Genomic DNA, 25,130 nt, shown 5'->3' with positions numbered 1-25,130 from the left:
TCTTATATAAAGGGGAAAAATTTGCTTGCTATCACCGGCAGTTTATGGTATGCTTACACAGGATAAATAGGCTATCAAAAAACTGTAATTTTTGGGTAGGGTTCTATTTGAAAAGGAATGTGTTTGATTGGGGGAAACCTTTATGCGAAAACGGGGAATAAGCTTGGTTACTGTCCTGGCTCTGTGCCTGTGCCTGCTGCCAGGGACGGCACTGGCGGCGGCAGGAGAGGGCGACTGGACGGACGGCCTGACAAAAGCGCCTGCAGGCTACACAGAAGAAGCAGATGGGACGACCATTACCATTGCCTCAGCGGAGGGCCTGGCGTGGCTGGCGGTGCAGGTGAGGGGGTTGAATGGAATAGAAAAAAACGATTTTGCTGAAAAAACGGTTGTTCTTGCCGCTGATTTGGACTTGAATGGAAAGAACTGGACACCGATTGGCGACGGCAGCGCACGGTATAAGGGAAACTTTGATGGGGGTAACCATACGATTTCCAACATGGTGATCCATGCGAACAATGGAGAACAATACATAGGACTTTTCGGCACCGTGTGGTTTAGGGGATCAGATGAGGACCCCAGCTATGTCAAAGATGTTACGTTGGAGAATGCCAATATTGTAACAGGGAACATTGGAACCAACGCGTATATTGGGACATTGATTGGAGAGGCCTTTGCCGGAAGGGGGAGCATCTCTGGCTGCCGGGCCAGTGGAGAGATCAACTGTCAGGTGGCAACGGGAGATATTGACGCAGGGGGGATGATTGGCCATGTAAACCCAATCCAAAACGTTGCGGAATCCATACAAATAACAAATTGCACAGCAAATGTGAAGGTTGGCGGCAAATACAATCAAGGTGGCGGGTTTGCTGGTGGAATGAGTGAGGGGGCAAAAATTTCCAACTGTGGAGCGACGGGAACTGTGACCATGGACGAACCATACAATGGCTATACTTCGGCGGTTGCCGGCGGTTTTCTCGGGGCGCTGATGATCCTGAATGAAACACCTCTGTCTATTCAGGACTGCTATGCAACGGGAGATGTTTTTGTGAATGCAAGTACAGGTGGGTATCAAGCTGCGGGCGGTTTTCTTGGAGGGGAACCCTATGCGGAAGCGCCCGCTGTCATTCAGGGCTGCTTCGCTTCCGGAGATGTTACAGTCACAACAAACAGTACAGAAATGCAATGTGTAGGCGGTTTCATAGGGCTTGGATTCCAAGGCCTGAAGATGAAAGACAGCTATTGCACAGGGGATGTGACGGTGACCAATGGCACGGCTCTGGCCGGGGGCTTTGCAGGCTATAACGGGGGCGAACTGGCCAACTGTTATTCTTTGGGAACTGTAACAAGCCAAAGTGAAACCCTTGCGCGCGCTTTCGGCCTTGTGGCAAACGCATCGGCAGGAAGTATTTATGAGAATTGCTATGCGTTGGGGGCGGCAATGACGGGGACCGTAGTGAGCCCATGCTTGTCTACAAGCGCAGAGATTATCAACAATGGCTGTTACCACTATGCGGGAATCGACTTTGGCGAAGGGACGCCCGCCGGGACAGAACAGTCCACCGCCCTGTCCCTGGAACGAATCATAAGTGGAGCGTTTACCGGCCTGGATGGGAAGGCCTGGATGAAAGGTCCCGGTCCCTTGCCCCACTTGAAAGCGATTCCCTCAGAGGTCCAGGTGACGGAGAAACCCGGCTATCTCTATCAAAGCGTTACCTTTGATGCCCAAGGGGGCAGTGGGGTGGACGCGCAAAGGGTCTACTATGGCACAACGATCACAGCGCCGGTTTCCACCCGGGAGGGCTACGATTTGGCTGGATGGTATACCACAGCCGAGGGGGTGGGGGAAGCGTTCAACTTTGAAACCCCCATCACCGAGGATATGACCCTCTATGCCCGGTGGACAGAGAAGCCGGCGCCTCCGCCTTCCGGCGGCGGTGGTTCCAACGGCGGCGGCACCACCCCCACCCCGCCTCCGGTGAGCACCGACACAGACACCAGCGGGGGCGCCCCCACCACCGAGACCACGGCCAAGCCCTCTGCCACCACCCAGGGGGAGACGGCTGCCGCCACAGTGAACAAAGCCACCGCCGATGAGATCATTAAGCAGGCCACGGAGAACCAGAGCGAAACTGTGGTGATTGCCCCGGAGGTCAAGGGGGATGTGACGAAAACGGAAGTGTCCCTGCCTGCTGAGACCGTGGGGGCCCTGGGCAGCGGAACACAAGCGAACCTTACCGTCTCCACCCCTGTGGCGGAGGTGACCATCCCCAACGGTGGCCTGGGCAGCCTGAGCAGCGGCGGGGGGAAGGTTACGGTGACAGCGGAGAAGCAGGGGAACCGCGTGACCCTATCCATCACCGCCGGGGGCGAGAGGGTAGGGGAGATCCCCGGCGGCATCACCCTCACCGTGCCCCACAAGGACTGCACCCCCGGCACCGTGGCGGTGCTGGTTTATGAGGACGGCAGCCGGGAGGTGGTGCGCAAGTCCATCGCCGACGGGGATGCCCTAAAGGTGACCATCCCCCTGGACGGCTCTGCCAAGCTGGAACTGCTGGACAATGGGCAGTCCTTTGCCGACGTACCTGGGGACCACTGGGCGGCGGAGGCGGTGGCCTTTGCCAGCGGCCATGAACTGTTCCACGGCACTGGTGCCGGACAGTTCAGTCCGGATCAGCCCATGAGCCGGGGCATGTTGGCGGTGGTGCTGCATAATTTGGAGCGCAACCCGGAAGCCGCCGGGGGATCCTTTGAGGATGTAGACGACGGCCAGTGGTATACCCAAGCCGTTACCTGGGCGGCAGAACAGGGCATCGTCACCGGCTACGGCGGCGGCCAGTTTGGGCCCGATGACAACATCACCCGGGAACAACTGGCGGTAATCCTCTGGCGCTATGGGGGCCAGCCTGCCGCGGCCCAGAACCTGCCCTTCTCCGATGCAGACCAGGCCAGTCCCTGGGCCCTGACGGCTCTGAGCTGGGCTGCGGAACAAGGGATTCTCAACGGCAAGGTCGGCGGCATCCTGGACCCTGGGGGCTTTGCCACCCGAGGGGAAACGGCACAGATGTTGATGCACTTTATGACCAGATGAATCCGCCTAGGCGGAACAAAACAGCGCACAGCCCTTCCATTCAGGCTGTGCGCTGTTTTTTGTCAGTCCTTTTCCGTCTCAAACTCTAGGATGGTCCCGGTGTTGGCGTCGATTTCATACTTGTACTCCATGGACCCCACATAGAACTCCACCTCATAGAGGTAACGGCCGTTGTCCCGGTCCCCCTCCACTTGGAGGAATACCGTGTCGGTCTGGGCCACCCTGGCGTGTTCCAGGGCGATGTCCACGGCGTCCTGCTCTGAGAGGGCCACGGTGGTTGTGCCGATGCTCCCACCATGGTGGCTGTTGTGGTGGCCACCGGTGGTGGGCTGCTGGGTGGGATTGGTGGCCGCCGGGGGTGGTGTCTGAGTGGTTGTGTCCTGGGGTGCGGTGGGTGTGGTGGAGGGATCGCCCCGAGAGGTGTTGGCGGAGGAATCCGTCATGGGTTGGAGGGCGGACTGGTTGGTGGGGACTAGGCCACAGCCAGCCAACAGTGCAGCGCACAAAACTGCTGCCGCCGCCAGGGCTATCATTGAAACCTTCATAACATGCCTCCTAAGAGAAAAGGATGTATCCCTATCATATCACTTCCGCTTCCCAGAGGTCAAGAGGAAAAAGGGCTTGTATTTTGCGCCCAGTGCGTTATAATAAGAGGGACAACAATCAATGGGGAGCTTGTACACAGGCTGAGAGGAAGGTGTGGCCTTCGACCCATAGACCTGATTTGGGTAATGCCAACGTAGGGATACAGACACAGTACGCTATGGCGGGGAGTTGCCCAAGGGGGGACTTCCCGCTTTTTTGCAGCGGAGAACAGGAGGGATGGGCCATGGTGACCATCAACGGCGAGGCCTTGGACGCAGGGGGCAAGACCCTGGCGGCCTATTTGGCCGAAGCTGGATATGAACAAAACCGCATTGCCGTGGAGCGCAACGGGGAGATCGTGCCCAAGGCCAGCTATGGCGAGACACGGCTCCAGGATGGCGACGTGGTGGAGGTGGTGAACTTTGTGGGGGGCGGCTGATCCCCGCCCCAGCAAGGCGGCGATGCGCCAAGCCCTGATGGCACGCCACGGGGCAGTGCTCCAGGCGAAGTTTGAGGGCAGCACCGTGGCCATCTGCGGCTTGGGGGGGCTGGGCTCCAACATTGCCATCGCGCTGGCCCGGGCTGGGGTGGGGCGGCTGGTTCTCATTGACTTTGACCAAGTGGATATCACCAACCTAAACCGCCAGCAGTATAAGGCCAGCCAGCTGGGGCAGGACAAGGCCCAGGCCTTGGGGGAGAACTTGGGGGAGATTGCCCCCTATGTCTCCCTGTCCTGCCACAGCGTCCGCCTGACCGAGGGCAACGTCACAGCCCTGCTCCAAGAGGCGGACATCATCTGCGAGGCCTTTGACCAGCCGGAGGCCAAGGCGATGCTGGTGAATGCTGTGTTGGAGAAGCTGCCGGGGAAGTACCTGGTGGCCGCCAGCGGCATGGCGGGGCTGGGTTCTCCCAACGCCATCCAAACCCGCCGGGTGGGAAAATATTTCTACCTCTGCGGGGACGGGGCCAGCGACGTGGCGGACCTGGGGAGTCTTTTTGCCCCCCAAGTGATGCTCTGCGCCGCCCACCAGGCCCAGACCGTCCTGCGGATTTTGGCGGGGGAATACCATGTTTGACCGGCCCCTTTGGGGGGCCTGGGAAAAGGAATCACATTACGGGGAAGGAGAAGCATGAACACAACAGATAAGCTGGTCATCGGCGGCCATGAATTTACCTCCCGCTTCATTTTGGGCTCGGGGAAATACTCCCTGGGCCTCATTGAGGCGGCGGTGCGGGACGCCGGGGCGGAGATCATCACCTTGGCCCTGCGCCGGGCCAACACCAAGCAGGAGGAGAGCATCCTGGACTATATCCCCCAGGGGGTGACCCTGCTGCCCAACACCTCCGGGGCCCGGAACGCCCAGGAGGCGGTGCGCATTGCCCGCCTGGCCCGTGAATTGGGCTGCGGGGATTTTGTCAAGATCGAGATCATGCGGGACGCCAAATACCTCCTGCCGGACAACGCGGAGACCATCCGGGCCACGGAAACCTTGGCCAAGGAGGGGTTTGTGGTCCTGCCCTATATGTACCCAGACCTGAACGTGGCCCGGGACCTGGTGGACGCCGGAGCGGCGGCCATCATGCCCCTGGGGGCCCCCATTGGCTCCAACAAGGGCCTGGCCACCAGGGATTTTATCCAGATTTTAATCGACGAGATCGACCTGCCCATCATTGTGGACGCAGGCATCGGCCGTCCCTCCCAGGCCTGCGAGGCCATGGAGATGGGGGCGGCGGCCATCATGGCCAACACCGCCCTGGCCACCGCCGGGGACCTGCCCCTGATGGCTGCTGCCTTCCGCCAGGCCATTGAGGCTGGGCGCAAGGCCTATCTGTCGGGCTTGGGCCGGGTGCTCACCCGTGGGGCCTCTGCCTCCGACCCCCTTACCGGCTTCCTCCACGATTGAGAGGTGGGATATGGGGAATCAATTTTTTGTAGAGAACCAAAGCCTGCCCCAGGGGGCGCTGGAAAAGAAGCACCGCTTGGAGACCGACCCCGCCGCCCGGGCAAGCCACATGGAATACCTGCCTGACATGGAGCAAATTGACTCCAACATCCGGGACGCGGTGATGGAACAGGTGAAGGGCTTTGACGCCAAGGGCTATACGGCGCAGGATGTCCGGGGGGCCCTGGACCATGAACGCTGTTCCTTGGAGGACTTCAAGGCCCTGCTGTCCCCGGCTGCGGAGCCCTTTTTGGAGGAGATGGCCCAACGGGCCCGGCTGGAAACCAGCCGCCACTTCGGCAACACCGTCTATCTCTTCACCCCCCTGTATATCGCCAACTATTGCGAGAACTACTGCGTCTATTGCGGCTTCAACTGCTACAACCATATCAAACGCATGAAGCTCACCATGGAGCAGATCGAGCATGAGATGGAGGTCATTGCCCAGAGCGGCATGGAGGAGATTCTCATTCTCACCGGGGAGAGCAGGGCCCGCAGCGATGTGGAATACATCGGCGAGGCCTGCCGCCTGGCCCGGAAGTATTTCCGCATGGTGGGGCTGGAAATCTACCCGGTGAATACAGCGGAATACCGGTACCTCCACGAATGCGGCGCGGACTACGTGACGGTGTTCCAGGAGACCTATGACCCGGACAAATACGAGAAGCTCCACCTCCAAGGCCGCAAGCGGGTGTGGCCCTACCGCTTCGAGGCCCAGGAGCGGGCCCTCCGGGGGGGGATGCGTGGGGTGGCCTGTTCTGCCTTGCTGGGGCTGTCGGACTTCCGAAAAGACGCCCTGGCCAGTGCCCTGCATGTGTACTACCTTCAGCGCCAATACCCCCAGGCGGAGCTGTCCCTCTCCTGTCCCCGGCTGCGGCCCATCCTCAACAACCACAAGATCGGCCCCCAGGACGTGGGGGAGCGGCAGTTGTGCCAGATTTTGTGCGCCTACCGCATCTTCCTGCCCTACGTGGGCATCACCGTCTCCTCTCGGGAGAGCGCAGCCTTCCGGGACGGCATCGTGAAGATCGCCGCCACCAAGGTTTCCGCCGGGGTCTCCACAGGCATTGGGGACCACGAGAGCAAGTACACCGGCGTGGAAGGGGACGGGGAGCAGGGGGACGAACAGTTCGAGATCAACGACGGCCGCAGCTTTTCCCGGATGTACCGGGACATGGAGCAGGAGGGCTTGCAGCCGGTGCTCAACGATTACCTCTATGTTTAAGCTGCTGTGTGTGACCAACCGCCGCCTGTGCCGGGGAGAGTTCCTCCAACGGGTGGAGGCCCTGGCAGCGGCAGGGGCTTCGGGTATCCTCCTGCGGGAGAAGGACTTGTCCCCGGAGGCATATCAAACCCTGGCCCGGCAGGTACAGGCGGTGTGCCAAAGATACGGGACAGCTTGCATCCTTCACAACTTCGCCGCTGTGGCGTTGGAGCTGCAGGCAACGGCGTTCCACGCCCCCTTGCCGGTGCTGCGGCAGATGGGGGAGGGGGTACGCAGTGGGTTTCCCATCCTGGGGGCCTCCTGCCACTCGGTGGAGGACGCGAGGGAGGCCCAGGCCTTGGGCTGCAGCTATATCACAGCAGGCCATATTTTTGACACAGACAGCAAGAAGGGCCTACCAGGCCGGGGCTTGGACTTCCTCAGGGAGGTCTGCGCCTGGGTAGACCTGCCGGTGTACGCCATTGGCGGCATTGGAGCGGAAAACCTGGCCGCTGTGCGCCAGGCGGGGGCTGCGGGGGCCTGTTTGATGTCCGGCCCCATGGCCTGCGGGGATGTGGCGGCCTATTGGAAAAGTTTGCAGAAAGCGGGGGAGTACCATGCCCTTTGACAAGCACTGCCTGCGGCTGTATGCGGTGACAGACCGCGGCTGGGTGGGCAGGCAGACGCTATTGGAGCAGGTTGAGGCGGCCTTGCAAGGGGGCGTCACCCTGGTCCAGCTCCGGGAGAAGGAATTGACCCAGGCGGAATTTTTGGAAGAAGCCCGTCAGGTCAAAGCCCTGTGCCACAAGTACCAGGTGCCGCTGATTGTCAACGACAATGTGGACGTGGCCCTGGAAAGCGGGGCGGACGGGGTCCACGTGGGGGCGGAGGACGTCCCTGTGGCGGAGATTAGAAAGCGGGTGGGCCCGGAATTTATCATTGGGGCCACCGCCAAGACCGTCCAGCAGGCCCGAGGGGCCCAGGCTGCGGGGGCGGATTATCTGGGGGTGGGGGCGGTGTATCCTTCCCCCACCAAGCAGGCGGCCCTTGGGATCACCAAGGAGCAGCTCAAGGAGATTTGTGCCGCAGTTTCCCTCCCCGCCGTAGCCATTGGGGGCATCACAGCGCCCCGGGTGGCAGAGCTTCGGGGCAGCGGGATCGAAGGGGTGGCGGTGGTCTCCGCCCTCTTTGGCGCGGAGGAGATCCAGGCCGCTGCCCGGGACCTGAGACAGGCGGTAGAGAAGATGATGGAAGGGGGAGGGGAAGGATGAAAACTGCCCTGTCCATTGCCGGCAGCGACCCCAGCGGCGGGGCCGGCATCCAGGCGGACTTAAAGACGATGACCCTCCATGGGGTGTACGGGATGAGCGTCATTACCGCCCTCACCGCCCAGAATACCGCCGGGGTCTTTGGCATCCACGAAGTGCCCCCGGAATTTGTCCGCCAGCAGTTGGAGGCGGTGTTTTCCGATATCCCCCCTGACGCGGTGAAGATCGGCATGGTGGCCTCCGCGCCCCTGATGGAGACCATCGCCCGGAGCCTCCGGGACTACCATGCCCCACAAGTGGTGGTGGACCCGGTGATGGTGTCCACCAGCGGGGCGCGGCTGATGGCGCCGGAGGCAGTGGAGACCTTACGGCGGGAACTCCTGCCCCTGGCGGTGTTGGTGACCCCCAACGTCCCGGAGGCGGAGATATTGGCCGGAATGCCCGTCCGCAGCCCAGAGGATATGGAGGCTGCGGGGAAGAGGATTTATGAGGCCTACGGCTGTGGGGTGCTGTGCAAGGGGGGGCATGCGGTGAACGATGCCAACGACCTGCTGTACACAGGAGAGGGGCCCCAGTGGTTCCCTGGCCGCCGCATCCACAACCCCAACACCCATGGCACCGGCTGTACCCTGTCCAGCGCCATTGCCGCCAACTTGGCCCTGGGCCTGGACTTGTCCGCTGCCATCCAAGGGGCCAAGGACTACCTTTCCGGGGCCCTGGCTGCCATGCTGGACCTGGGGGCAGGCCACGGGCCCTTGGACCATGCCTACATCCTGCGAAAGCAGGCAGATTGACGAAGGAGATACGAGTATGGAACGCAACTACGCCACGCAGATGGACGCGGCCCGCCGGGGCATCGTCACGCCGGAGTTGGAGGCCGTCGCCAAGAAAGAGCGCATGACGGTGGAGGAATTGCTGCCCCTGGTGGCCAGCGGCAAGGTGGCCATCCCCGCCAACAAGAACCACCGCTGCCTGAACCCCGAGGGCATCGGCTCCATGCTGCGCACCAAGATTAACGTGAACCTGGGGGTTTCTAAGGACTGCAAGGACTACGACGTGGAGATGGAGAAGGTGAACGCCGCCGTGAAGCTGGGGGCGGAGGCCATTATGGACCTGTCCAGCCACGGGGACACCAGCCCCTTTCGGAAAAAGCTCACCAGCGAGTGTACCGCCATGATTGGCACCGTGCCGGTGTATGACAGCGTCATCCACTACCAGCGGGACCTGGACACCCTCACGGCCCAGGACTTCCTCGACGTGGTCCGCCTCCACGCCCAGGAGGGGGTGGACTTCGTTACCCTCCACTGCGGCATCACCCGCAAGACCATTGACCAGATCCGCACCCACAAGCGGAAGATGAACATTGTCTCCCGGGGCGGTTCCCTGGTGTTTGCCTGGATGTGCATGACCGGGGAGGAAAATCCCTTTTATGAATACTACGACGAGATTTTGGAAATCTGCCGGGAGTACGACGTGACCATCTCCCTGGGGGATGCCTGCCGCCCCGGCTGCCTGGCCGACGCCACCGACGTGTGCCAGATCGAAGAGCTGGTGCGCCTGGGAGAGCTCACCAAGCGGGCTTGGGCCCGGGACGTGCAGGTGATGGTGGAGGGCCCCGGCCATGTGCCCATGGACCAGGTGGCTGCCAACATGAAGGTTCAGCAGACCATTTGCATGGGGGCCCCCTTCTACGTCCTGGGGCCTCTGGTGACAGACATCGCCCCCGGCTACGACCACATCACCGCCGCCATCGGTGGGGCCATCGCGGCCATGAACGGCGCGGCTTTCCTGTGCTACGTCACCCCGGCGGAGCATTTGGCCCTGCCCAATGTGGAGGACGTGAAGCAGGGCATCATTGCCAGCCGCATCGCTGCCCACGCGGCGGACATCGCCAAGGGGGTCCGGGGGGCCCGAGAGATGGACGATAAGATGGGGGACGCCCGCCGGAATCTGGACTGGGAGGGCCAATGGGCCTGCGCCCTGGACCCGGAGACGGCAAAGGCCATCCGCAAGGAACGGGCCCCGGAGCACGACGACACCTGCTCCATGTGCGGCAAGTTCTGTGCGGTGCGCAGCATGAACAAGGCCCTCAGTGGGGAGCATATCGACATTTTATAATGGGAATAGAAAACGGCACGGGAGGGATCCGCCTCCTGTGCCGTTTGTATTTTATGTGGATTTGTCCGTACCCGCGCCCTGGTGTGGGGGGGGAAGGAAGAATTTTTCCAGAGAGGGGAAGAGGGTTTTGAACACAAAGCAGTGGTCCAAGGCCCGGTTGTACAGCCCCACGATGGTCCCTGCGCACAGGGCGTAGGGGATGGTGCCGATGCCGATTCCCTGGAAGTGCCCAAAGCCGAAGAAGGTGAAGGACATGACCACGGCGATGGTCAGGTAACTGCAATCGGTGATGGTCTTGACCCGGCTGCTGGGGAGGTTCCGGGCGGCGGAGACCTCCTTGACCACCAGCTCGTAGACCTCCGGGGCCAGATAGGTATGCAGCACGAAGGAGACCCCCAGGGCGCACAGCAGGGCCCCAATGACGAAAAAGGCGATCCGACCGGGCAGGGCCAGGGAAGGGAAGGGAATCAATAGGAAGAGGTCCAAGATTGCCCCATAGAATATGGCGGAGAAAAAGGAGAAGAGGAAATACGGGCGGAACTTCCGCAGGGCTGCGCACAGCCCCAGCAGCAGCAGGACTTGGACGATATATTCTGCCCGCCCAAAGGTGATGGCAGGCCAGAACTCTGCCAGCTTCAGGTGCAGCAGATAGGCCGGGGCCACCACCATGGAGAGCCCCAGGTCCGCCACGGTCATCAGGGCGGTGCCAAAGGCCAGCAGGACAATGCCGGCCACGTAAGCCGCCTCGGCGGGGAAGCTGCGGCGGTGTTCCATGGTATCCCTCCTTTCCTCTGGGGTTAGCTTATGCCCCCGCGTCTGCCAGGGTGAGGGCTTGGTCGGTGTTGAAGCTGTAGGTGCGGCCGTCGGTGCTGAGGATGATGGTGCCGCTCTTGCCGGTGCCATAGACTGTGGTACCCCGATCCATCAGCCGTTGGAGGGCGGAGGCGGTGGGGTGGTGGTAGGAGTTGCCCACCTTATAGGAGGCCACGGCGTACTCCGGCTGGATCACATCCAGGAAGTCCTGGCAGGAGGAGCTAGAGGAGCCGTGGTGGCCTACCTTTAGCACGTCGATATCCTGGAAGAGGTGCAGGCAGTCCTGCTCCACCCGCTGGGAGATGTCCCCGGTGAAGAGGATTTGTACGCTGCCGCAGGCCAGCTGCGCCACCACACTGCTGTCGTTGACGCTGGACCAATCGTCGCCGGTTTCCAGGACGGTGAGGGCGGTGCCGGGGCCCAGGGGGATCACCCGGTCCTCATCGTAGGAGAAGGTACAGCCCGGCTCGGTCTGGACGGCGGAGAAGTAGTCCTGGTAGGTTTTGGAGGAGGCACGTTTGCCGCTGTCAATGACCTCCCCCACCTCGTAGGCGTCCAGCACGTCGTCCAGGCCGCCGATGTGGTCGGTGTCAGGGTGGGTGGCGATGATGTAGTCCAGCTTCCCGTCCACATAGGGCCGCAGGTATTCCACCACAATGGGGCCGGCCTTGTTGTCGCCGCCGTCGATGAGGACTTCAATTTCCCCGCAGTCGATGAGGGTAGCATCCCCCTGGCCTACGTCGATGAAGTGGACTTGGAGGAGGTGCTCTGTGTTGGAGATGACGTTTACCTGGTAGTTCTCCCCGTCCCACAGCACCTGGGCCCCAAAGGCTTCCAGCACCGGGCGGATGGGCAGGTAAGCCAGGCCGTCCAGCACCACGGCGGTGGTGTCCATAAACACCTCCTGGCCGTTGACGAGAAGGTAGTGCTGGCCCATGGGCACCCGGACGGTGGTGCCGTCTTTCTGTACTGTGGCGGTTTGGCTGCTCTCCTCCCAGGTGACGGTGCAGCCAAAGGCCTCCATGGTGGCCCGGCAGGGCACTTGGGTCCGGCCGATGCCATCCAGGAAGGGTTCGCCGGTGGCGGCGGTGTAGGGGACAGCCTGGCCGTCGATGGTCACCCGGAGGGCGGGGTCTATCCTGGTGGCGTAGTTCCCCAGGACGATGGCCGCAGCCACCACCAGGAGGATGAGCCAGGGCTTTGCTTTCATCGCCTTGCGGTGGTTCTTCCGGCGCTTTTTCATGGGGCCTGTCTCCTTCTGTCCGTGCTTGTGGTGAGGTAAGATGTAAAAAGAAAGACCGCCCAGGGGTGGCCGTTGTCTTGCCTTGATTATAGCATAGGCGGGGGGAATCATCAAGGCTTGTGTGGAAACAAATCCCGGGAGGCTGGGGGAAGGGAGACGGGATAGCTTGGAAAAAAGTAGCACAGGATACTTATAGGAAGCGTGAAAACTGCCGATACAAGATTTACAGGTGCAGCCATTGGCCGGGGCGACAGGATGGCCTAAGATGGCAATCTGCAATCCAACGATAGGGGGTTATCCATTTGGTGAAAAAAACATTCGCATTTCTTTTGGCCGTGTGCCTGCTGGTCTCTACCATACCGGCAGCCGCAGCCGCCCCAGCGGCGGGGGGGCCGTCAGCCCGAGAAGGGGCGTTCTCTATCCCCACCGCATCGCAAGCCACTCAGATCATGGAAAATTTGAAGGAAAACTATCCAGAAGGTATGACGTGGACGAACGCTAACGAATACAAATGGAAGGGGGGAAACGGAGAAACCGGCGCAGTGATAGCAGAAACCGGTGCAGGTTGTGTGGCCTTTGCTTATATCCTTAGTGACGCGGTATTCAATGAGTTGCCGGCTAGGATGCTATCTAAGGGCAGTTTCAAGTTTGAAGATGTACGAGTTGGAGATATTCTGAGGGTGAATGGCGATGCGCACACTGTTATTGTGCTTCAGGTTGTAGGCGACAGTGTGATCGTTGCCGAGGGCAACTACAGTGGCACAATTCACTGGGGCCGAGGAATGTCGAAGGATGAGGTCATCGCAGCGGATCATTTTATTACCCGTTATCCTAAAGGGTATACCCCCACAGACGATCCTGAAGCTGACAAACCTATGGATGAAAATAGTAAGGGGGGTATTCCCAATAGCCAATTACAATGGGAGTTGACGAAAGCGGGAACACTTACGATTTCTGGCACCGGGAAAATGCCGGATTTCACGTTTGGAAGTTCTGGGTCTGATATCATATCTGACCGCCCCTGGAACGATTACACGGATAAAATCCTGAAAGTTGTGATTGAGGATGGTGTTACCACCATAGGGAACAACGCGTTTCGGAAGTGTCCGACCTATAGTATCTCCTTTCCTGGCAGTATCAAAGAGATAAGGGGGAGTGCTTTCCGGGAATCCCAAATTGTTTCGCTTTCTCTTCCCAATGGAGTTGAGACCATAGGAGACAGTGCCTTTTCTGGATGCACACAACTAACTGCTGTTAATTTGCCTGCCAGCATTATAGCTGTGGGAAACGCGGCCTTTTCTGAATGTACGAATATGAAAAGTGTAGCGTTTGCACCCAGTGGGAATCAAGTAACGATGGGGAACCAGACGTTCATGAGATGCCAGAGACTGGTCAGCGTAACCCTCCCGCAGAAGATGGACTGTATTGGTGACGAGATGTTTCTGAACTGCTTACTTCTTACCAATCTGACCATTCCCGATGGGGTCAGCAAAATTGGGGAGAAGGCATTTAGCTCTTGCGGCATTTTGGCATCGCTTACGATCCCGGCCAGTGTAACGGAGCAGATAGGGATGGCAGCTTTTGCATCGGCACCCCTTACAAACATCTACTTTGGTGGCACCCAAGAGCAGTGGGCATCCATTTCTAAAATTGCACAATTAGGTTCCAACAGTACAGTACACTACAACAGCACCGGCCCCGATGGCGAGCAGCCCACGCCGCCGACCCCTGTCCCCCTCACAAAAGAGGACTTCAACTACACCGCCCCCGCAAATTTGACCTACGACGGCAGCGGGAAAGCGGCCAACGTCCGCCCCAAGGACAGCTTGAGCGGAGACGTGGGCATCATTACGGTGAAGTATTACCAGGGGTCTGAGGAACAAGGCTCCACCACAGCCCCCACCAGCGTCGGCACTTACAACGTCAAGATTGACGTCGAAGCCACAGCCTCTTACGAGGCAGCCACCGGCCTGGAAATGGGGAGCTTTACCATTAAGCCGAGGGCCCTTGCGGGCAGCCTTGTGGTCTCTGCCTCTGACAGTGGGGGCGAGGGGAAGATCACGACAGGAACCGTGCTGACTGCACACGCCAACGCCAATGTGGTAGCGGGGGATTCCCTGTCCTATCAGTGGTATCGTGACGGCAAAGAGATTGAAGGCGCAACAGAGGCGACTTATACGCTGACCACAGCGGATACAGATGAGAGTGTCATCACAGTCAAAGCCACTGGCGGTACCAACTACTCTGAGGAGCTGGCCAGCAATGCCGTTACCGTGGGCAAAAAAGCCATGACTGCCACCTTGGCACTTTCCGCAGACGAGGCAGAGGGCAGCACCGTTCTAACGGCAAGCATTGCGGACACCGAGGGCGAAGTTGCGTATGATGCCCTCGCAGACAAGGGCCTGGAACTTGTTTGGACCCGCAGCGGGGCAGTGTTTTCCAATGAAGCGGCGACATACCCCGTCCAAAATTCGGACCGTGGCAAGGCCATCACCGCCAAGCTGGTTCCCGCCAAAGAGAGCGAGTATACCGGCGAAGTGGTAGCCACCGGCACCGGGACGAATTTTGACAACGGGGTGTATACCCTCCCTGCTGTTGCCCCCGGCGCACCCACTGGCCTGACGGCCACCCCTGGCGATGGCAAAGTAGCCCTGACGTGGACCGCGCCAGAGGACAACGGCGGCGCTGAGATTATTGGCTACGAAATCACAGCGAATAGCAGCGTCGTGGAAGTGGGGAATGTGACCAGCTATACCGTTTCCGACCTGGACAACGGCACGGAATATCGCTTCACAGTGCAGGCGGTGAACAGCGTTGGCACCGGTGCGGCCTCCAACGAAGTGACTGCCACCCCTAAGGCTGGCAGTACCCCCACGCCGCCCAGCGGTGGCGACCGGCCCAGCAACCCCAAGCCTCCCGTGGACCCCACGCCCCCGCCTGCCACAGGGGAGGACGTGACCCAGACCGTGACCCCCGACATCAGCGACGGCACCGCTTCCGCCACCGTGGACAAGGAGACCGCTGACAAGCTGGTTTCCGACGCGGTGGACAACGAGAGCGAAAACGTCACCGTGAAGGTGGAGGTCCCTGCCGGTGCCGATGTCAGGGAAGTCAAGGCCGATATCCCCGCCTCGGCGGTGGCCGGATTGGCCGCCAAAACCGACGCCAACCTGACCGTTGACACCCCCGTGGGCAACGTGACCCTCCCCAAGGAGACCTTGGCCCAGCTGGGCGGCACCAGCGGCAATGTCACCATCGCCGCCGCGGTCAATGAGGACAACAGCGTGAAGGTGGAGGTCCAGGCCAACGGCACCACCGTCGGTGCGCTCGATGGCGGCATGAAGGTTGACCTGCCTGTGCGCCAGCCCACCGCCGGCACCGTGGCTGTCCTGGTGGACGCCGAGGGCAACGAAACCATCCTGCCCAAGTCCGCCGTGGACGGCGGCGAGATGGCGGTCTTGTTGGAGGACGGCTCCGCCACCCTGAAGTTTGAGGACAGGGCCAAGAGCTTCTCCGACACCGAGGGCCACTGGGCCAAGAACTCCATTGCTTTCGTCAGCAGCCGCAACCTGTTCCAGGGCATGGAGGGCAACCGCTTCAAGGCCGACGAGCCCATGAACCGGGCCATGCTGGTGACGGTGCTCCACCGCTTGGAGAGCACCCCCGCCGCCGGTTCCGTCAGCTTTGATGATGTGCCCGCCGACGGCTATTACGCCAACGCGGCCGCCTGGGCAGCAGGCAAGGGCATCGTCACCGGCGATGCCAGCGGCTTCAACGGCCAGCGCAACATCACCCGCCAGGAGATGGCCGTGATGCTGTACCGCTACGTCCAGACCATCCACGGCAACCAGGGTACCCTGGGCAGCTACGATGGCATGGACGGGGCAGAGGACGTGTCCTCTTGGGCCGCCCAGGCCATGGGCTGGGCTGTGGGCTCCGGTATCATCCAGGGCGACAACAGCGGCAGCCTCAACCCCGGCGGTACCGCCACCCGTGGCGAGGTCGCCCAGATGCTGATGAATTTTGTATCGCTCATCACCCAGTAAGGGAGCCTAAAATTTCCCCCTGATCCAGAAAAATCATTGACAGGGGAAATTTTGGTTATTATAATAGGGGCGAAACAAAGTTGCCTCCTGGCATCGCCCCGTCAGGAGACCAGCACAATGCGGGCACCATAACCACATATCATTCGGATGAGGAAACCGGGAGATCCCGCCCAGGCGGAGCCGAAGGGGCTGCAAAAACTCTCAGGCAAAAGGACCGGTTTCGGACGAAACTCCGGAAAGCGAAGGACGCACCGAAGAGGCAATCCGCACCTGCGGAGAATCTTTCAGGTTAAATTACGGGGGCACGGTATTTGGCATACGCCAAATATGGTGCCTCCGTTTTTGTTATCCCAACCACTTGCATGCTGCAAGGAAAAGGAGTGAATCGTTATGGAACGGAAAACCCCGCTTTATGACATCCACGTGGCCGAGGGCGGCAAGATCGTGCCCTTTGCCGGCTACCTGCTGCCGGTCCAGTACGGCAGTGGGGTCATCAAGGAGCACATGGCTGTGCGGCAGCAGGCCGGGCTCTTCGACGTCTCCCACATGGGGGAAATCCTCTTTACCGGCCCCACGGCCCTAGCCAGCCTGAACCACCTGCTGACCAACGATTACAGCGATATGCCTGTGAATAAGGTCCGCTACGGCGTGATGTGCAACCCCCAGGGGGGCACCATCGACGACCTGGTGGTGTACAAGTTCGGGGAAGAGGCCTACTTGGCCGTGGTCAACGCCTCCAACCGGGAGAAGGATTACGCCCACATGGCCGCCAACGTCTTGGATGGGACCAAGTGTGAGGATATCTCCGACTCCGTGGCCCAGTTGGCCCTCCAAGGCCCCAAGGCCCCGGCAATCCTGAAAAAGCTGCTGCCGGAGGACCAGGTGCCCAAGGGCTATTATACCGCCCTGCCCAACGTGGAGATTCAGGGCATGAAGTGCCTGATTTCCCGCACCGGCTACACCGGTGAGCTGGGCTATGAGATTTACACCTCCAACGAGAATGCCCCCAAGCTGTGGAAGCTCCTGCGGGAGACCGGCGAGGAATTTGGCCTCATCCCCTGCGGCCTGGGGGCCCGGGATACCCTCCGCCTGGAAGCCGCCATGCCCCTGTACGGCCACGAGATGGACGAGACCATCACCCCCTTGGAAGCCGGCCTGGACTTTGGCGTCAAGCTGAACAAGGCGGAGTTCATCGGCAGGGAGGCCTTGGTGTCCGCCGGTGCCCCCCAGCGGGTCCGCATCGGCCTGGAAGTCACCGGCCGGGGCATCGTCCGGGAGCGGCAGGCGGTGTTTGCAGGGGGAGAGAAGATCGGCGTGACCACCTCCGGTACCCACTGCCCCTACCTGGGCAAGGCCGTTGCCATGGCCCTGGTGGACGCCCAGCACACTGCCCCTGGCACGGAAGTGGAGGTAGACGTCCGGGGCCGCAAGGTGGCGGCCAAGATCATCCCCCTGCCCTTCTACACCAGAGGGAAATAAGCCCCACCCCTGGGGTACACTAGTATAAACAAAAAAACATTGGAAGCAATGGAGGAAACCATCATGTCTAACATTCCCGCCGAACTGAAGTACAGCAAGTCCCACGAGTGGATCAAGGAGGAGAACGGGGTCTTTACCATTGGCCTCACCGACTATGCCCAGAGCGCCCTGGGTGACATTGTGTTCATCAACCTGCCGGAGGAGGCGGACAACGTCAAAGCTGGGGAGTCCTTCTCCGACGTGGAGTCCGTAAAAGCCGTCTCTGACGTGTTCTCCCCTGTCACCGGGGCCGTCACAGCCGTCAATGAGGACCTGCTGGACAACCCCGCCCTGGTGAACGAGTCCCCCTATGAAGCTTGGCTGATCCAGGTCAGCGATGTCAGCGACACCGAGGAGCTCTTGGACGCGGAGGGCTACGCGGCTGTGGTGGCCGCAGAGGAGGCGTAAGATGGGCAGCTATATTCCCGCCACAGGGGAAGAACGGCAAGCCATGCTCCAGGCCATCGGCCTGGCCTCCACCGACCAGCTCTTTGATGTGGTCCCCGCCTCTGTCCGGGTCAAGGCCCTGGACCTGCCGGAGGGGCTCAGCGAGTTGGAGGTCAGCCAGGAAATGGCCGGGATGGCCAGCAAGAACCGGGTGTTCCAGCATGTTTTCCGGGGCGCCGGGGCTTACCGCCACTATATCCCCTCCATCGTAAAGACGGTGACAAACAAGGAGGAGTTTCTCACCGCCTACACCCCCTACCAGGCGGAGATCAGCCAGGGGGTGTTGCAGTCCATTTTTGAGTACCAGACCCAGATCTGTGAGCTCACCGGCATGGACGTCTCCAACGCTTCGGTCTACGACGGGGCGGTGGCCGCCGCTGAGGCTGTCTTTATGTGCCAGGAGCGCAAGCGCAGCGGTGTGATTGTCTCCGGTGCCGCAGACCCCCAGACCCTGGCGGTGATCCAGACCTATTGTGAGAGCCGGGAGGTACCGGTGACGGTCCTGCCTGTGGACGGCTGTGCCACCGACCCCGCTGCCCTGAAGGCCGTGCTGGCCCAAGATACCGCCGCCGTCTATGTCCAGAGCCCCAACTACTACGGGGTCTTGGAGGATATGGAGGCCTTGGTGGCCGCTGCCCATGAGGCGGGGGCCAAGGTCATTATGGGGGCGAACCCCATCTCCCTGGGCCTCTTAAAAACCCCCGGGGAGTACGGCGTGGATATCGCCGTAGGCGAGGGCCAACCCTTGGGGATGCCCCTGTCCTTTGGCGGCCCCTATCTGGGCTTTATGGCCTGCAAACAGGCCATGATGCGTAAGCTCCCCGGACGGATCGTCGGGGAGACCACCGACGCGGAGGGTCGCCGCTGCTTCGTGCTGACCCTGCAAGCCCGGGAACAGCACATCCGCCGGGAGAAGGCCTCCTCCAACATCTGCTCCAACGAGGCCTTGTGCGCCATGACCGCCTCGGTGTACCTGGCAGCCATGGGCCCCCGGGGCCTGCGCCAGGTGGCGGAGAGCTGCGCCGCCCATGCCCATTACCTGGCTGGGGAATTGGCCAAGCTGGGCTTTGCCCTGCGCAGTGGAGAGAAGCCCTTCTTCCATGAATTTCTCACCAGCAGCCCTGTGGAGCCGGAGAAGCTCCGCGCCGCCTTGGAGGCCCAGGGCATCCTGGGGGGCCTGCCGGTGGAGGGCGGGGTCCTGTGGTGCTGCACAGAGCTCAACACCAAGGCTGACATGGATAAGCTCATCGCTGTCATTGGGGAGGTGCTGGGAAGATGAAACTGTTGTTTGAACGGAGCCGTTCCGGCCGGGGCAGTACCCTGCTGCCTGCCTGTGATGTCCCGGCGGTGGACTTTGACCAAAGCCTGCTGCGCACTGCCCCCCCGCGGCTGCCGGAGATTTCCGAGATCGACTTGGGCCGCCACTATACCGAGCTGGCCAAGCAGACCCACGGGGTCAACGATGGCTTTTATCCCCTGGGCTCCTGCACCATGAAATACAACCCCCGGGTGAACGAGGAAGCCGCGGCCCTGCCCGGCTTCACCCAGGTCCATCCCCTACAGCCCCAGGAGACGGTCCAGGGGGCCTTGGAGGTGCTCCACAGGGCGGAAACGCTGCTGTGTGAGATCACCGGCATGGATGCCATGAGCTTCCAGCCTGCCGCCGGGGCCCATGGGGAATACACCGGCCTGCTGCTCATCCGCAAATACCACCAGTCCAAGGGCGACACCGCCCGGACGAAGATTATTGTCCCGGACTCCGCCCACGGCACCAACCCCGCCTCCGCCACCATGGCGGGCTTCAAGGTGGTCTCTGTGCCCTCCAATGAGGCGGGCGGGGTGGACTTGGACGCCCTGCGCAAGGCCGTAGGCCCCGACACCGCCGGCCTGATGCTCACCAACCCCAACACCGTAGGCCTCTTTGACACCAATATCCTGGAAATCACCCAGATTGTCCACGATGCCGGGGGCCTGTGCTACTACGACGGGGCTAACCTCAACGCCGTCATGGGCCACGTCCGCCCCGGGGATATGGGCTTTGACTGCGTCCACCTGAACCTCCACAAGACCTTCTCCACCCCCCACGGCGGCGGTGGACCTGGCAGTGGCCCCGTGGGCTGCAAGGCCATGCTGGAACCCTTCCTGCCTGCCCCCAGGGTAAAGGCGGTAGACGGGATGTATTCCTTTGATACCCCCCAGCGGACCATGGGGCAGGTCCGGGGCTTTTATGGCAACTTCCTGGTGGTGGTGAAGGCCCTGGCCTACCTCATCACCCTGGGGAAGGAGGGCATCCCCGAGGCCTCCGCCGGGGCGGTGCTCAACGCCAACTACCTGATGAAAAAGCTGATGGGCCACTATGATATGGCCTACCATACCCTGTGCATGCACGAGTTCGTCATGACCCTCCAAGGCCTGGCCCATGACAGCGGCGTCACCGCCATGGACGTGGCCAAGCGCCTGCTGGATTTTGGCATCCATCCCCCCACCATGTACTTCCCCTTGATTGTCCACGAGGCCCTCATGGTGGAACCCACAGAGACGGAGAGCCCGGAGACCTTGGATCAGGCGGCCCAGGCCTTCCTGGATATCCTGGACGAGGCCAAGGCCGACCCGGAAAGCCTCCACCATGCCCCCCACCACTGCCCCATCGGCCGTCCCGACGAGGTCACGGCTGCCCGGGACCCCATCCTGCGCTACAGCTTTACAGAGTGAGCCGGGGAGATAGGAGGCCCACGCATGCTTCGTAACTTGTATGTGCTCGACAACCGGAACACGGACCCCCGCCACAACCTGGCCTTGGAGGAATACCTCCTGCACCAGGTGAAGCCCGGGCAATGTATCCTCTACCTGTGGCAAAACCAGCGCACCGTGGTCATCGGGCGCAACCAACATGCAGCCAACGAATGCCGCGTCCAGGCACTGGAAGCAGACGGCGGACAGCTTGTCCGCCGTCTGTCTGGTGGTGGGGCGGTGTATCACGACCTGGGGAATTTGAACTTCACCTTCTTAACCGCCCGCCGGGACTACGATGTGGAGAAGCAGACGGAGACCATCCTTCAGGCGGTGCGCGCCCTGGGCATCCCTGCGGAGAAGAACGGGCGCAATGACCTTACAGTCCAGGGGGGGAAGTTTTCCGGCCACGCCTATTACCGTTCTGGGGAGCAGTGTTACCACCACGGGACCCTGATGGTGTCGGTGGACCTGTCCCCCTTGGAGCGCTATTTGAACGTCTCCCCCCTGAAGCTGCAAGCCAAGGGGGTCGCTTCGGTACGGGCCCGGGTGGTAAATTTGCAGGCGTTTCATCCTGGGCTGACCATGGAGGAATTGCGCCAGGCGTTGATTGCGGCCTTTGCCCAGGTTTACGGCCTGCCTGTGCAAGCCCTCACTGAGGATGATTTGGACGGGGAAGCTCTGGCCCAGGGCATCGCCCGCTTTTCCGACCCGGCTTGGACCTACGGGGATACCCGGCCCTTGGAAACCAGCCGGGAGGCCTGTTTCCCCTGGGGCATCCTGCGGCTGGACTATAGCCAGGAGGAGGGCGTTTTGCGCCAGGTGGCCCTGTGGTCCGATGGCTTGGAGACGGAATTTTTGACCCAGGTGCCGGAGGCCTTGCGGGGCTGTCCCCGGCAGTTGGAGGCGGTGCGCCAGAGGCTTCTGGCCCTGCCTGGGGCCGGGGAGGATATGATCGAGAGCATCCTGACATTGCTTATGGAGGAATGACCCATGAAGTTTGATATTGCCATCATCGGCGGCGGCCCTGGGGGCTATACCGCTGCGGAGAAAGCGGTCAAGGCAGGATTCCAGGTGGTCCTGTTTGAGAAAGAGGAGCTGGGAGGGACCTGCCTGAACCGGGGCTGCATGCCCACCAAGGCCCTGCTCCACAGTGCGGAGACCTATGCCTCCCTGGGCCACGCCCAGGCCCTGGGCATCCAGGCCCAGGCTATCACCTATGACTTTGCCGCCATGCACCGGCGCAAGGACGAGGTGGTGGGCGCCCTGCGCCACGGGGTGGAAAAGCTCATGAAAGCCAATCAGATTACCGTGGTCTCCGGCCAGGCCCAGATCGAAAAAGCTGGGGTCATTGGCTGCAATGGGGAGACCTATGAGGTGGAGGATATCATCATCGCCACCGGCTCCCAGGTGGCCTATCCTCCCATACCCGGCATTGACCTGCCTGGCGTCTGGAACAGCCGGGACATCCTAGAGGGGGGCGGGCAAAACTTCGACTCCCTGGTCATCGTCGGCGGCGGCGTGGTGGGGGTGGAGTGCGCCACCCTCTACCGCTGCCTGGGCTGTGAGGTGACGGTACTGGAAGCCGCCGACCACATCCTACCTTTCATGGACAGGGAGATCGCCCAGCGCTTGACCATGATTTTGAAAAAGCAGGGGGTCACAGTGGAGGCCAAGGCCAGCGTCCAGAAGATCGAAGGGACGCCTGGGGCTATGCAGCTTACCTACACCGACAAGAAGGGCGTGGAGCACACGGTAAGCGCCCAAGGGGTTCTGGCTGCCGCCGGACGAAAGGCCAACCTGGACGGCCTGTTCGGGCCGGGCTTTTCCCTGGACTTGGAGCGGGGGGCCATTGTGGGTGATGCAGATGGCCGCACCAGTGTCCCCCATGTCTATGTCATCGGGGACGCCAAGGCCCGGAACATCCAACTGGCCCATGTGGCCAGCGCCCAGGGGGAGAACACTGTGGCGGTGATTGCCGGGAAGCAGCCGCCCCTGGACATGTCCGTGGTGCCCAGCTGTGTCTATACCAACCCGGAGATCGCCTCCGTAGGCCTCACCGAGGAGAGGGCCAAAGCAGATGGGGTTTCCGTCAAAACTGGAAAATATCTCACTGGTGCCAACGGCAAGTGCCTCATCGAGGGCACAGAGAGCGGCTATGTAAAGCTGGTCACAGACAGCGCCAGCGGGAAGCTGCTGGGGGCCCAGCTGGTTTGCCCCCGGGCCACAGATATGGTGGGGGAGTTGACCCTTGCCATCCAGAAGGGCCTTACGGCGGATGAGCTGTCTGCCGTTATCCACCCCCACCCCACCTTCAGCGAAATGCTGTTCGGCGCGGCTGAGGGGTTGCGGCAGCTATGAAGCCGCTGGGAATGGCAGGGGGCCCTGCCCGGGGACAGGCGCCATGGATGGACAGGGAACAGGCGCTTTCCACCGCCTATCCCTTCTGGGGCCAGCTATCCCCGGAGGAAAAGGAGGCCATCCTCCGGGGCTGCGTGGAGATGACGTATGAAAAAGGGGTGGGGGTCCATCGTTCGGATGTGGACTGCAAGGGGGCCCTCCTGCTCCTGTCGGGGACACTGCGGGTCTACATCCTCTCCGAGGAGGGGCGGGAGGTGACGCTGTTTCGCATCCACACCGGGGAGAGCTGTGTGCTCTCCGCCTCCTGCCTGTTGGACACCATCGCCTTTGACTTGCTCATCGACGCGGCGGAGGATGCCCGGACGCTGGTGGTTCCCACCAGCGTCCTGCACCCCATCATGGAGCGCAACCCCTATGTGGGTCTGTACATGTACAAGCAGGCCACGGAGCGCTTTTCCGACGTGATGTGGACCATGCAGCAGATTTTATTCATGGGGGTGGACCGTCGGGTGGCCATCTTCCTCTGGGACGAGATGGCTCGCCAGGGCAAGCAGATCTTGAAGATCACCCACGACGAGCTGGCCCGGAACATCGGCAGCGCCAGGGAGGTGGTCACCAAGGTGATGAAATACTTCGCCGGGGAAGGGATTGTCCGAGTAAAGCGGGGCCAGGTGGAGATTTTGGACCGGGAGAAGCTCCGGGCCCTTTTGTGACCGGCTTACATACACCGCCTGCCTTGGATGGTATACTCAAGGCACTTGAAAACAAGCTGATTTGTTTTCAACTGTTTTGGCTCTCTATGCAAGGCAGTTTCAGAAAAGGCGGTGTTTGATTTGGAGCGGAAATTATCCCCAAGGTGTGCCGCGGTGGACAGCCGGGTCTGTGTATCCTGCGGCACCTGTCTCATGGTCTGCCCCCGGCAGGCCCTCTCCGTTGTCCACGGCTGCTACGCCCAGGTGGACAGCCAGCGCTGTATTGGCTGTAGCAAGTGCGCGAAGGTCTGCCCGGTGGGCTGTATCTCCGTGTTTAGAAGGGAGGCTGCGGGATGAAAAAGCATTGGTATGACTACCTGTGGATTTGGTCGATCCTCTATTTCTCCCTGGGCTTCTTCAACATCCTCTTTGCCTGGCTGGGGATGCTGGACTTCTTCCTGCCCCTGCTCTTCGCCATCTTCGGTGGCAACAAGTTTTTCTGCAACCACATGTGTGGCCGGGGGCAGCTCTACATGAAGTTGGGGACGCGGCTGAAATGGTCCCGGAACCGCCCCACCCCCAGGTGGATGTACAGCACCTGGTTCCGCTACGGCTTCCTGGTGTTTTTCATGGCCATGTTCGGCAATATGGTGTTCCAGACCTACCTGGTGGGGGCCGGTGCGGCCTCGCTGCGGCAGGCGGTCCAGCTGTTTTGGTCCTTCCGCCTCCCCTGGCATTGGGCCTATTCTGCCGGTGGTGTGCCCGACTGGGTGGCCCAGTACAGCTTCGGCTTCTACAGCCTGATGCTCACCTCTCTGCTCATTGGCCTGGTGCTGATGGCCCTGTTCAAGCCCAGGAGCTGGTGTGCGTTCTGCCCTATGGGTACCATGACCCAGGGGATGTGTAAGGCCCGGCTGCATATCAAAGAAAAGCTTTCTTCTCAGGTAGAGGCGGGGAAAACAGAGTGAATGACAAAACAGCGCCGCTTTGGGAGGGCTCCCAAGGCGGCGCTGTTTGTCAGGGATGTATTTACCCCTCCACCGGTTTCCATTTGGAAAAGCAGGTGGAGGG

The 25,130-nt window shown here is 61.1% G+C and carries 23 protein-coding genes, 1 pseudogene and 3 riboswitches; of the genes and pseudogenes, 21 read left to right on the top strand and 3 right to left on the bottom strand.

Going from position 1 to position 25,130, the window contains the following annotated elements:
* Positions 1 to 142: 142 nt before the first annotated feature.
* Together ACTOZL_RS01890 and ACTOZL_RS01885 are read left to right on the top strand one after the other, a co-directional pair.
* Positions 143 to 1,339 (top strand): annotated as a pseudogene (locus tag ACTOZL_RS01890) (hypothetical protein); the annotation flags it as partial.
* 129 nt (positions 1,340 to 1,468) lie between these two features.
* Positions 1,469 to 3,091 (top strand): S-layer homology domain-containing protein, encoded by a 1,623-nt coding sequence (locus tag ACTOZL_RS01885; RefSeq protein WP_482476400.1) that lies wholly within the window; start codon positions 1,469 to 1,471, stop codon positions 3,089 to 3,091.
* 62 nt (positions 3,092 to 3,153) lie between these two features.
* Here ACTOZL_RS01885 and ACTOZL_RS01880 read toward each other — a convergent pair whose 3' ends face one another.
* Positions 3,154 to 3,636: a PepSY domain-containing protein gene (locus tag ACTOZL_RS01880; protein WP_482476381.1), complete on the bottom strand. Its 483-nt coding sequence runs from the start codon at positions 3,634 to 3,636 to the stop codon at positions 3,154 to 3,156.
* 112 nt (positions 3,637 to 3,748) lie between these two features.
* Positions 3,749 to 3,854: riboswitch (TPP riboswitch) on the top strand.
* A 66-nt stretch (positions 3,855 to 3,920) separates the two neighbouring features.
* Between ACTOZL_RS01880 and thiS the strand changes: the two genes are divergently transcribed.
* From thiS to thiC, 8 genes are read left to right on the top strand one after another with little or no spacing between them, the layout of a single operon-like run.
* Positions 3,921 to 4,115 (top strand): sulfur carrier protein ThiS, encoded by a 195-nt coding sequence (thiS, locus tag ACTOZL_RS01875; RefSeq protein WP_482476380.1) that lies wholly within the window; start codon positions 3,921 to 3,923, stop codon positions 4,113 to 4,115.
* Positions 4,099 to 4,752: a sulfur carrier protein ThiS adenylyltransferase ThiF gene (thiF, locus tag ACTOZL_RS01870; protein ID WP_482476379.1), complete on the top strand. Its 654-nt coding sequence runs from the start codon at positions 4,099 to 4,101 to the stop codon at positions 4,750 to 4,752. Before thiS ends, thiF begins: the two co-directional genes overlap by 17 nt.
* 54 nt (positions 4,753 to 4,806) lie before the next feature.
* Positions 4,807 to 5,580, top strand: coding sequence for a thiazole synthase (locus ACTOZL_RS01865; RefSeq protein ID WP_482476378.1), 774 nt, complete (start codon positions 4,807 to 4,809; stop codon positions 5,578 to 5,580).
* A 10-nt stretch (positions 5,581 to 5,590) separates the two neighbouring features.
* A complete protein-coding gene (gene thiH, locus ACTOZL_RS01860) occupies positions 5,591 to 6,844 on the top strand; it encodes a 2-iminoacetate synthase ThiH (RefSeq protein WP_482476377.1) in 1,254 nt (417 codons plus the stop codon).
* The gene (locus ACTOZL_RS01855) at positions 6,837 to 7,451 is read left to right on the top strand and encodes a thiamine phosphate synthase (protein ID WP_482476376.1); all 615 of its coding nucleotides are present in this window, start codon (positions 6,837 to 6,839) and stop codon (positions 7,449 to 7,451) included. The genes thiH and ACTOZL_RS01855 overlap by 8 nt, the downstream gene beginning before the upstream one ends.
* Positions 7,441 to 8,094, top strand: coding sequence for a thiamine phosphate synthase (thiE, locus tag ACTOZL_RS01850; RefSeq protein ID WP_482476375.1), 654 nt, complete (start codon positions 7,441 to 7,443; stop codon positions 8,092 to 8,094). The genes ACTOZL_RS01855 and thiE overlap by 11 nt, the downstream gene beginning before the upstream one ends.
* On the top strand, positions 8,091 to 8,885 hold the full coding sequence (thiD, locus tag ACTOZL_RS01845; protein ID WP_482476374.1) for a bifunctional hydroxymethylpyrimidine kinase/phosphomethylpyrimidine kinase: 795 nt from the start codon (positions 8,091 to 8,093) through the stop codon (positions 8,883 to 8,885). Before thiE ends, thiD begins: the two co-directional genes overlap by 4 nt.
* Before the next feature lie 16 nt (positions 8,886 to 8,901).
* Positions 8,902 to 10,209 (top strand): phosphomethylpyrimidine synthase ThiC, encoded by a 1,308-nt coding sequence (thiC, locus tag ACTOZL_RS01840; protein WP_482476373.1) that lies wholly within the window; start codon positions 8,902 to 8,904, stop codon positions 10,207 to 10,209.
* Positions 10,210 to 10,260: 51 nt separating this feature from the next.
* Here the strand turns inward: thiC and ACTOZL_RS01835 are convergent, their stop codons facing one another.
* Together ACTOZL_RS01835 and ACTOZL_RS01830 are read right to left on the bottom strand one after the other, a co-directional pair.
* Positions 10,261 to 10,983 carry a DUF6198 family protein gene (locus tag ACTOZL_RS01835; protein ID WP_482476372.1) on the bottom strand — a complete coding sequence of 241 codons (723 nt, stop codon included), beginning with the start codon at positions 10,981 to 10,983 and terminating at the stop codon, positions 10,261 to 10,263.
* A gap of 28 nt (positions 10,984 to 11,011) precedes the next feature.
* The gene (locus tag ACTOZL_RS01830; RefSeq protein ID WP_482476371.1) at positions 11,012 to 12,265 is read right to left on the bottom strand and encodes a stalk domain-containing protein; all 1,254 of its coding nucleotides are present in this window, start codon (positions 12,263 to 12,265) and stop codon (positions 11,012 to 11,014) included.
* A gap of 265 nt (positions 12,266 to 12,530) precedes the next feature.
* On the opposite strand from ACTOZL_RS01830, the gene ACTOZL_RS01825 reads away from it, so the two are divergent.
* From ACTOZL_RS01825 to ACTOZL_RS01775, 11 genes are all read left to right on the top strand, one after another.
* Entirely contained in the window at positions 12,531 to 12,767 is a 237-nt protein-coding gene (locus ACTOZL_RS01825) for a hypothetical protein (protein ID WP_482476401.1), read from the top strand.
* Positions 12,715 to 16,311: a leucine-rich repeat protein gene (locus ACTOZL_RS01820; protein ID WP_482476370.1), complete on the top strand. Its 3,597-nt coding sequence runs from the start codon at positions 12,715 to 12,717 to the stop codon at positions 16,309 to 16,311. The genes ACTOZL_RS01825 and ACTOZL_RS01820 overlap by 53 nt, the downstream gene beginning before the upstream one ends.
* A 147-nt stretch (positions 16,312 to 16,458) precedes the next feature.
* Positions 16,459 to 16,538: riboswitch (glycine riboswitch) on the top strand.
* 3 nt (positions 16,539 to 16,541) lie between these two features.
* Positions 16,542 to 16,613, top strand: a riboswitch (glycine riboswitch).
* An 88-nt stretch (positions 16,614 to 16,701) separates the two neighbouring features.
* Complete coding sequence (gene gcvT, locus ACTOZL_RS01815; protein WP_482476369.1) at positions 16,702 to 17,790, top strand: glycine cleavage system aminomethyltransferase GcvT; 1,089 nt, start codon at positions 16,702 to 16,704, stop codon at positions 17,788 to 17,790.
* Between the two features lie 63 nt (positions 17,791 to 17,853).
* The gene (gene gcvH, locus ACTOZL_RS01810) at positions 17,854 to 18,237 is read left to right on the top strand and encodes a glycine cleavage system protein GcvH (RefSeq protein WP_482476368.1); all 384 of its coding nucleotides are present in this window, start codon (positions 17,854 to 17,856) and stop codon (positions 18,235 to 18,237) included.
* 1 nt (position 18,238) lies between these two features.
* A complete protein-coding gene (gene gcvPA / locus ACTOZL_RS01805; protein WP_482476367.1) occupies positions 18,239 to 19,555 on the top strand; it encodes an aminomethyl-transferring glycine dehydrogenase subunit GcvPA in 1,317 nt (438 codons plus the stop codon).
* Positions 19,552 to 20,988 (top strand): aminomethyl-transferring glycine dehydrogenase subunit GcvPB, encoded by a 1,437-nt coding sequence (gene gcvPB / locus ACTOZL_RS01800; RefSeq protein ID WP_482476366.1) that lies wholly within the window; start codon positions 19,552 to 19,554, stop codon positions 20,986 to 20,988. Before gcvPA ends, gcvPB begins: the two co-directional genes overlap by 4 nt.
* A gap of 24 nt (positions 20,989 to 21,012) precedes the next feature.
* Entirely contained in the window at positions 21,013 to 21,996 is a 984-nt protein-coding gene (gene lplA, locus ACTOZL_RS01795) for a lipoate--protein ligase (protein ID WP_482476365.1), read from the top strand.
* A 3-nt stretch (positions 21,997 to 21,999) separates the two neighbouring features.
* On the top strand, positions 22,000 to 23,367 hold the full coding sequence (lpdA, locus tag ACTOZL_RS01790; RefSeq protein ID WP_482476364.1) for a dihydrolipoyl dehydrogenase: 1,368 nt from the start codon (positions 22,000 to 22,002) through the stop codon (positions 23,365 to 23,367).
* Positions 23,364 to 24,080: a Crp/Fnr family transcriptional regulator gene (locus ACTOZL_RS01785; protein WP_482476363.1), complete on the top strand. Its 717-nt coding sequence runs from the start codon at positions 23,364 to 23,366 to the stop codon at positions 24,078 to 24,080. The genes lpdA and ACTOZL_RS01785 overlap by 4 nt, the downstream gene beginning before the upstream one ends.
* A gap of 120 nt (positions 24,081 to 24,200) precedes the next feature.
* Positions 24,201 to 24,416 (top strand): 4Fe-4S binding protein, encoded by a 216-nt coding sequence (locus tag ACTOZL_RS01780; RefSeq protein WP_482476362.1) that lies wholly within the window; start codon positions 24,201 to 24,203, stop codon positions 24,414 to 24,416.
* Positions 24,413 to 25,027, top strand: a complete 615-nt coding sequence (locus ACTOZL_RS01775) for a 4Fe-4S binding protein (RefSeq protein ID WP_482476361.1) — start codon at positions 24,413 to 24,415, stop codon at positions 25,025 to 25,027. Before ACTOZL_RS01780 ends, ACTOZL_RS01775 begins: the two co-directional genes overlap by 4 nt.
* Positions 25,028 to 25,130: the final 103 nt, after the last annotated feature.

The organism is Evtepia sp., from assembly GCF_056797215.1.
Note: the sequence above shows the minus strand (reverse complement) of the source record. Positions and strands in the feature narration are given on the sequence as shown.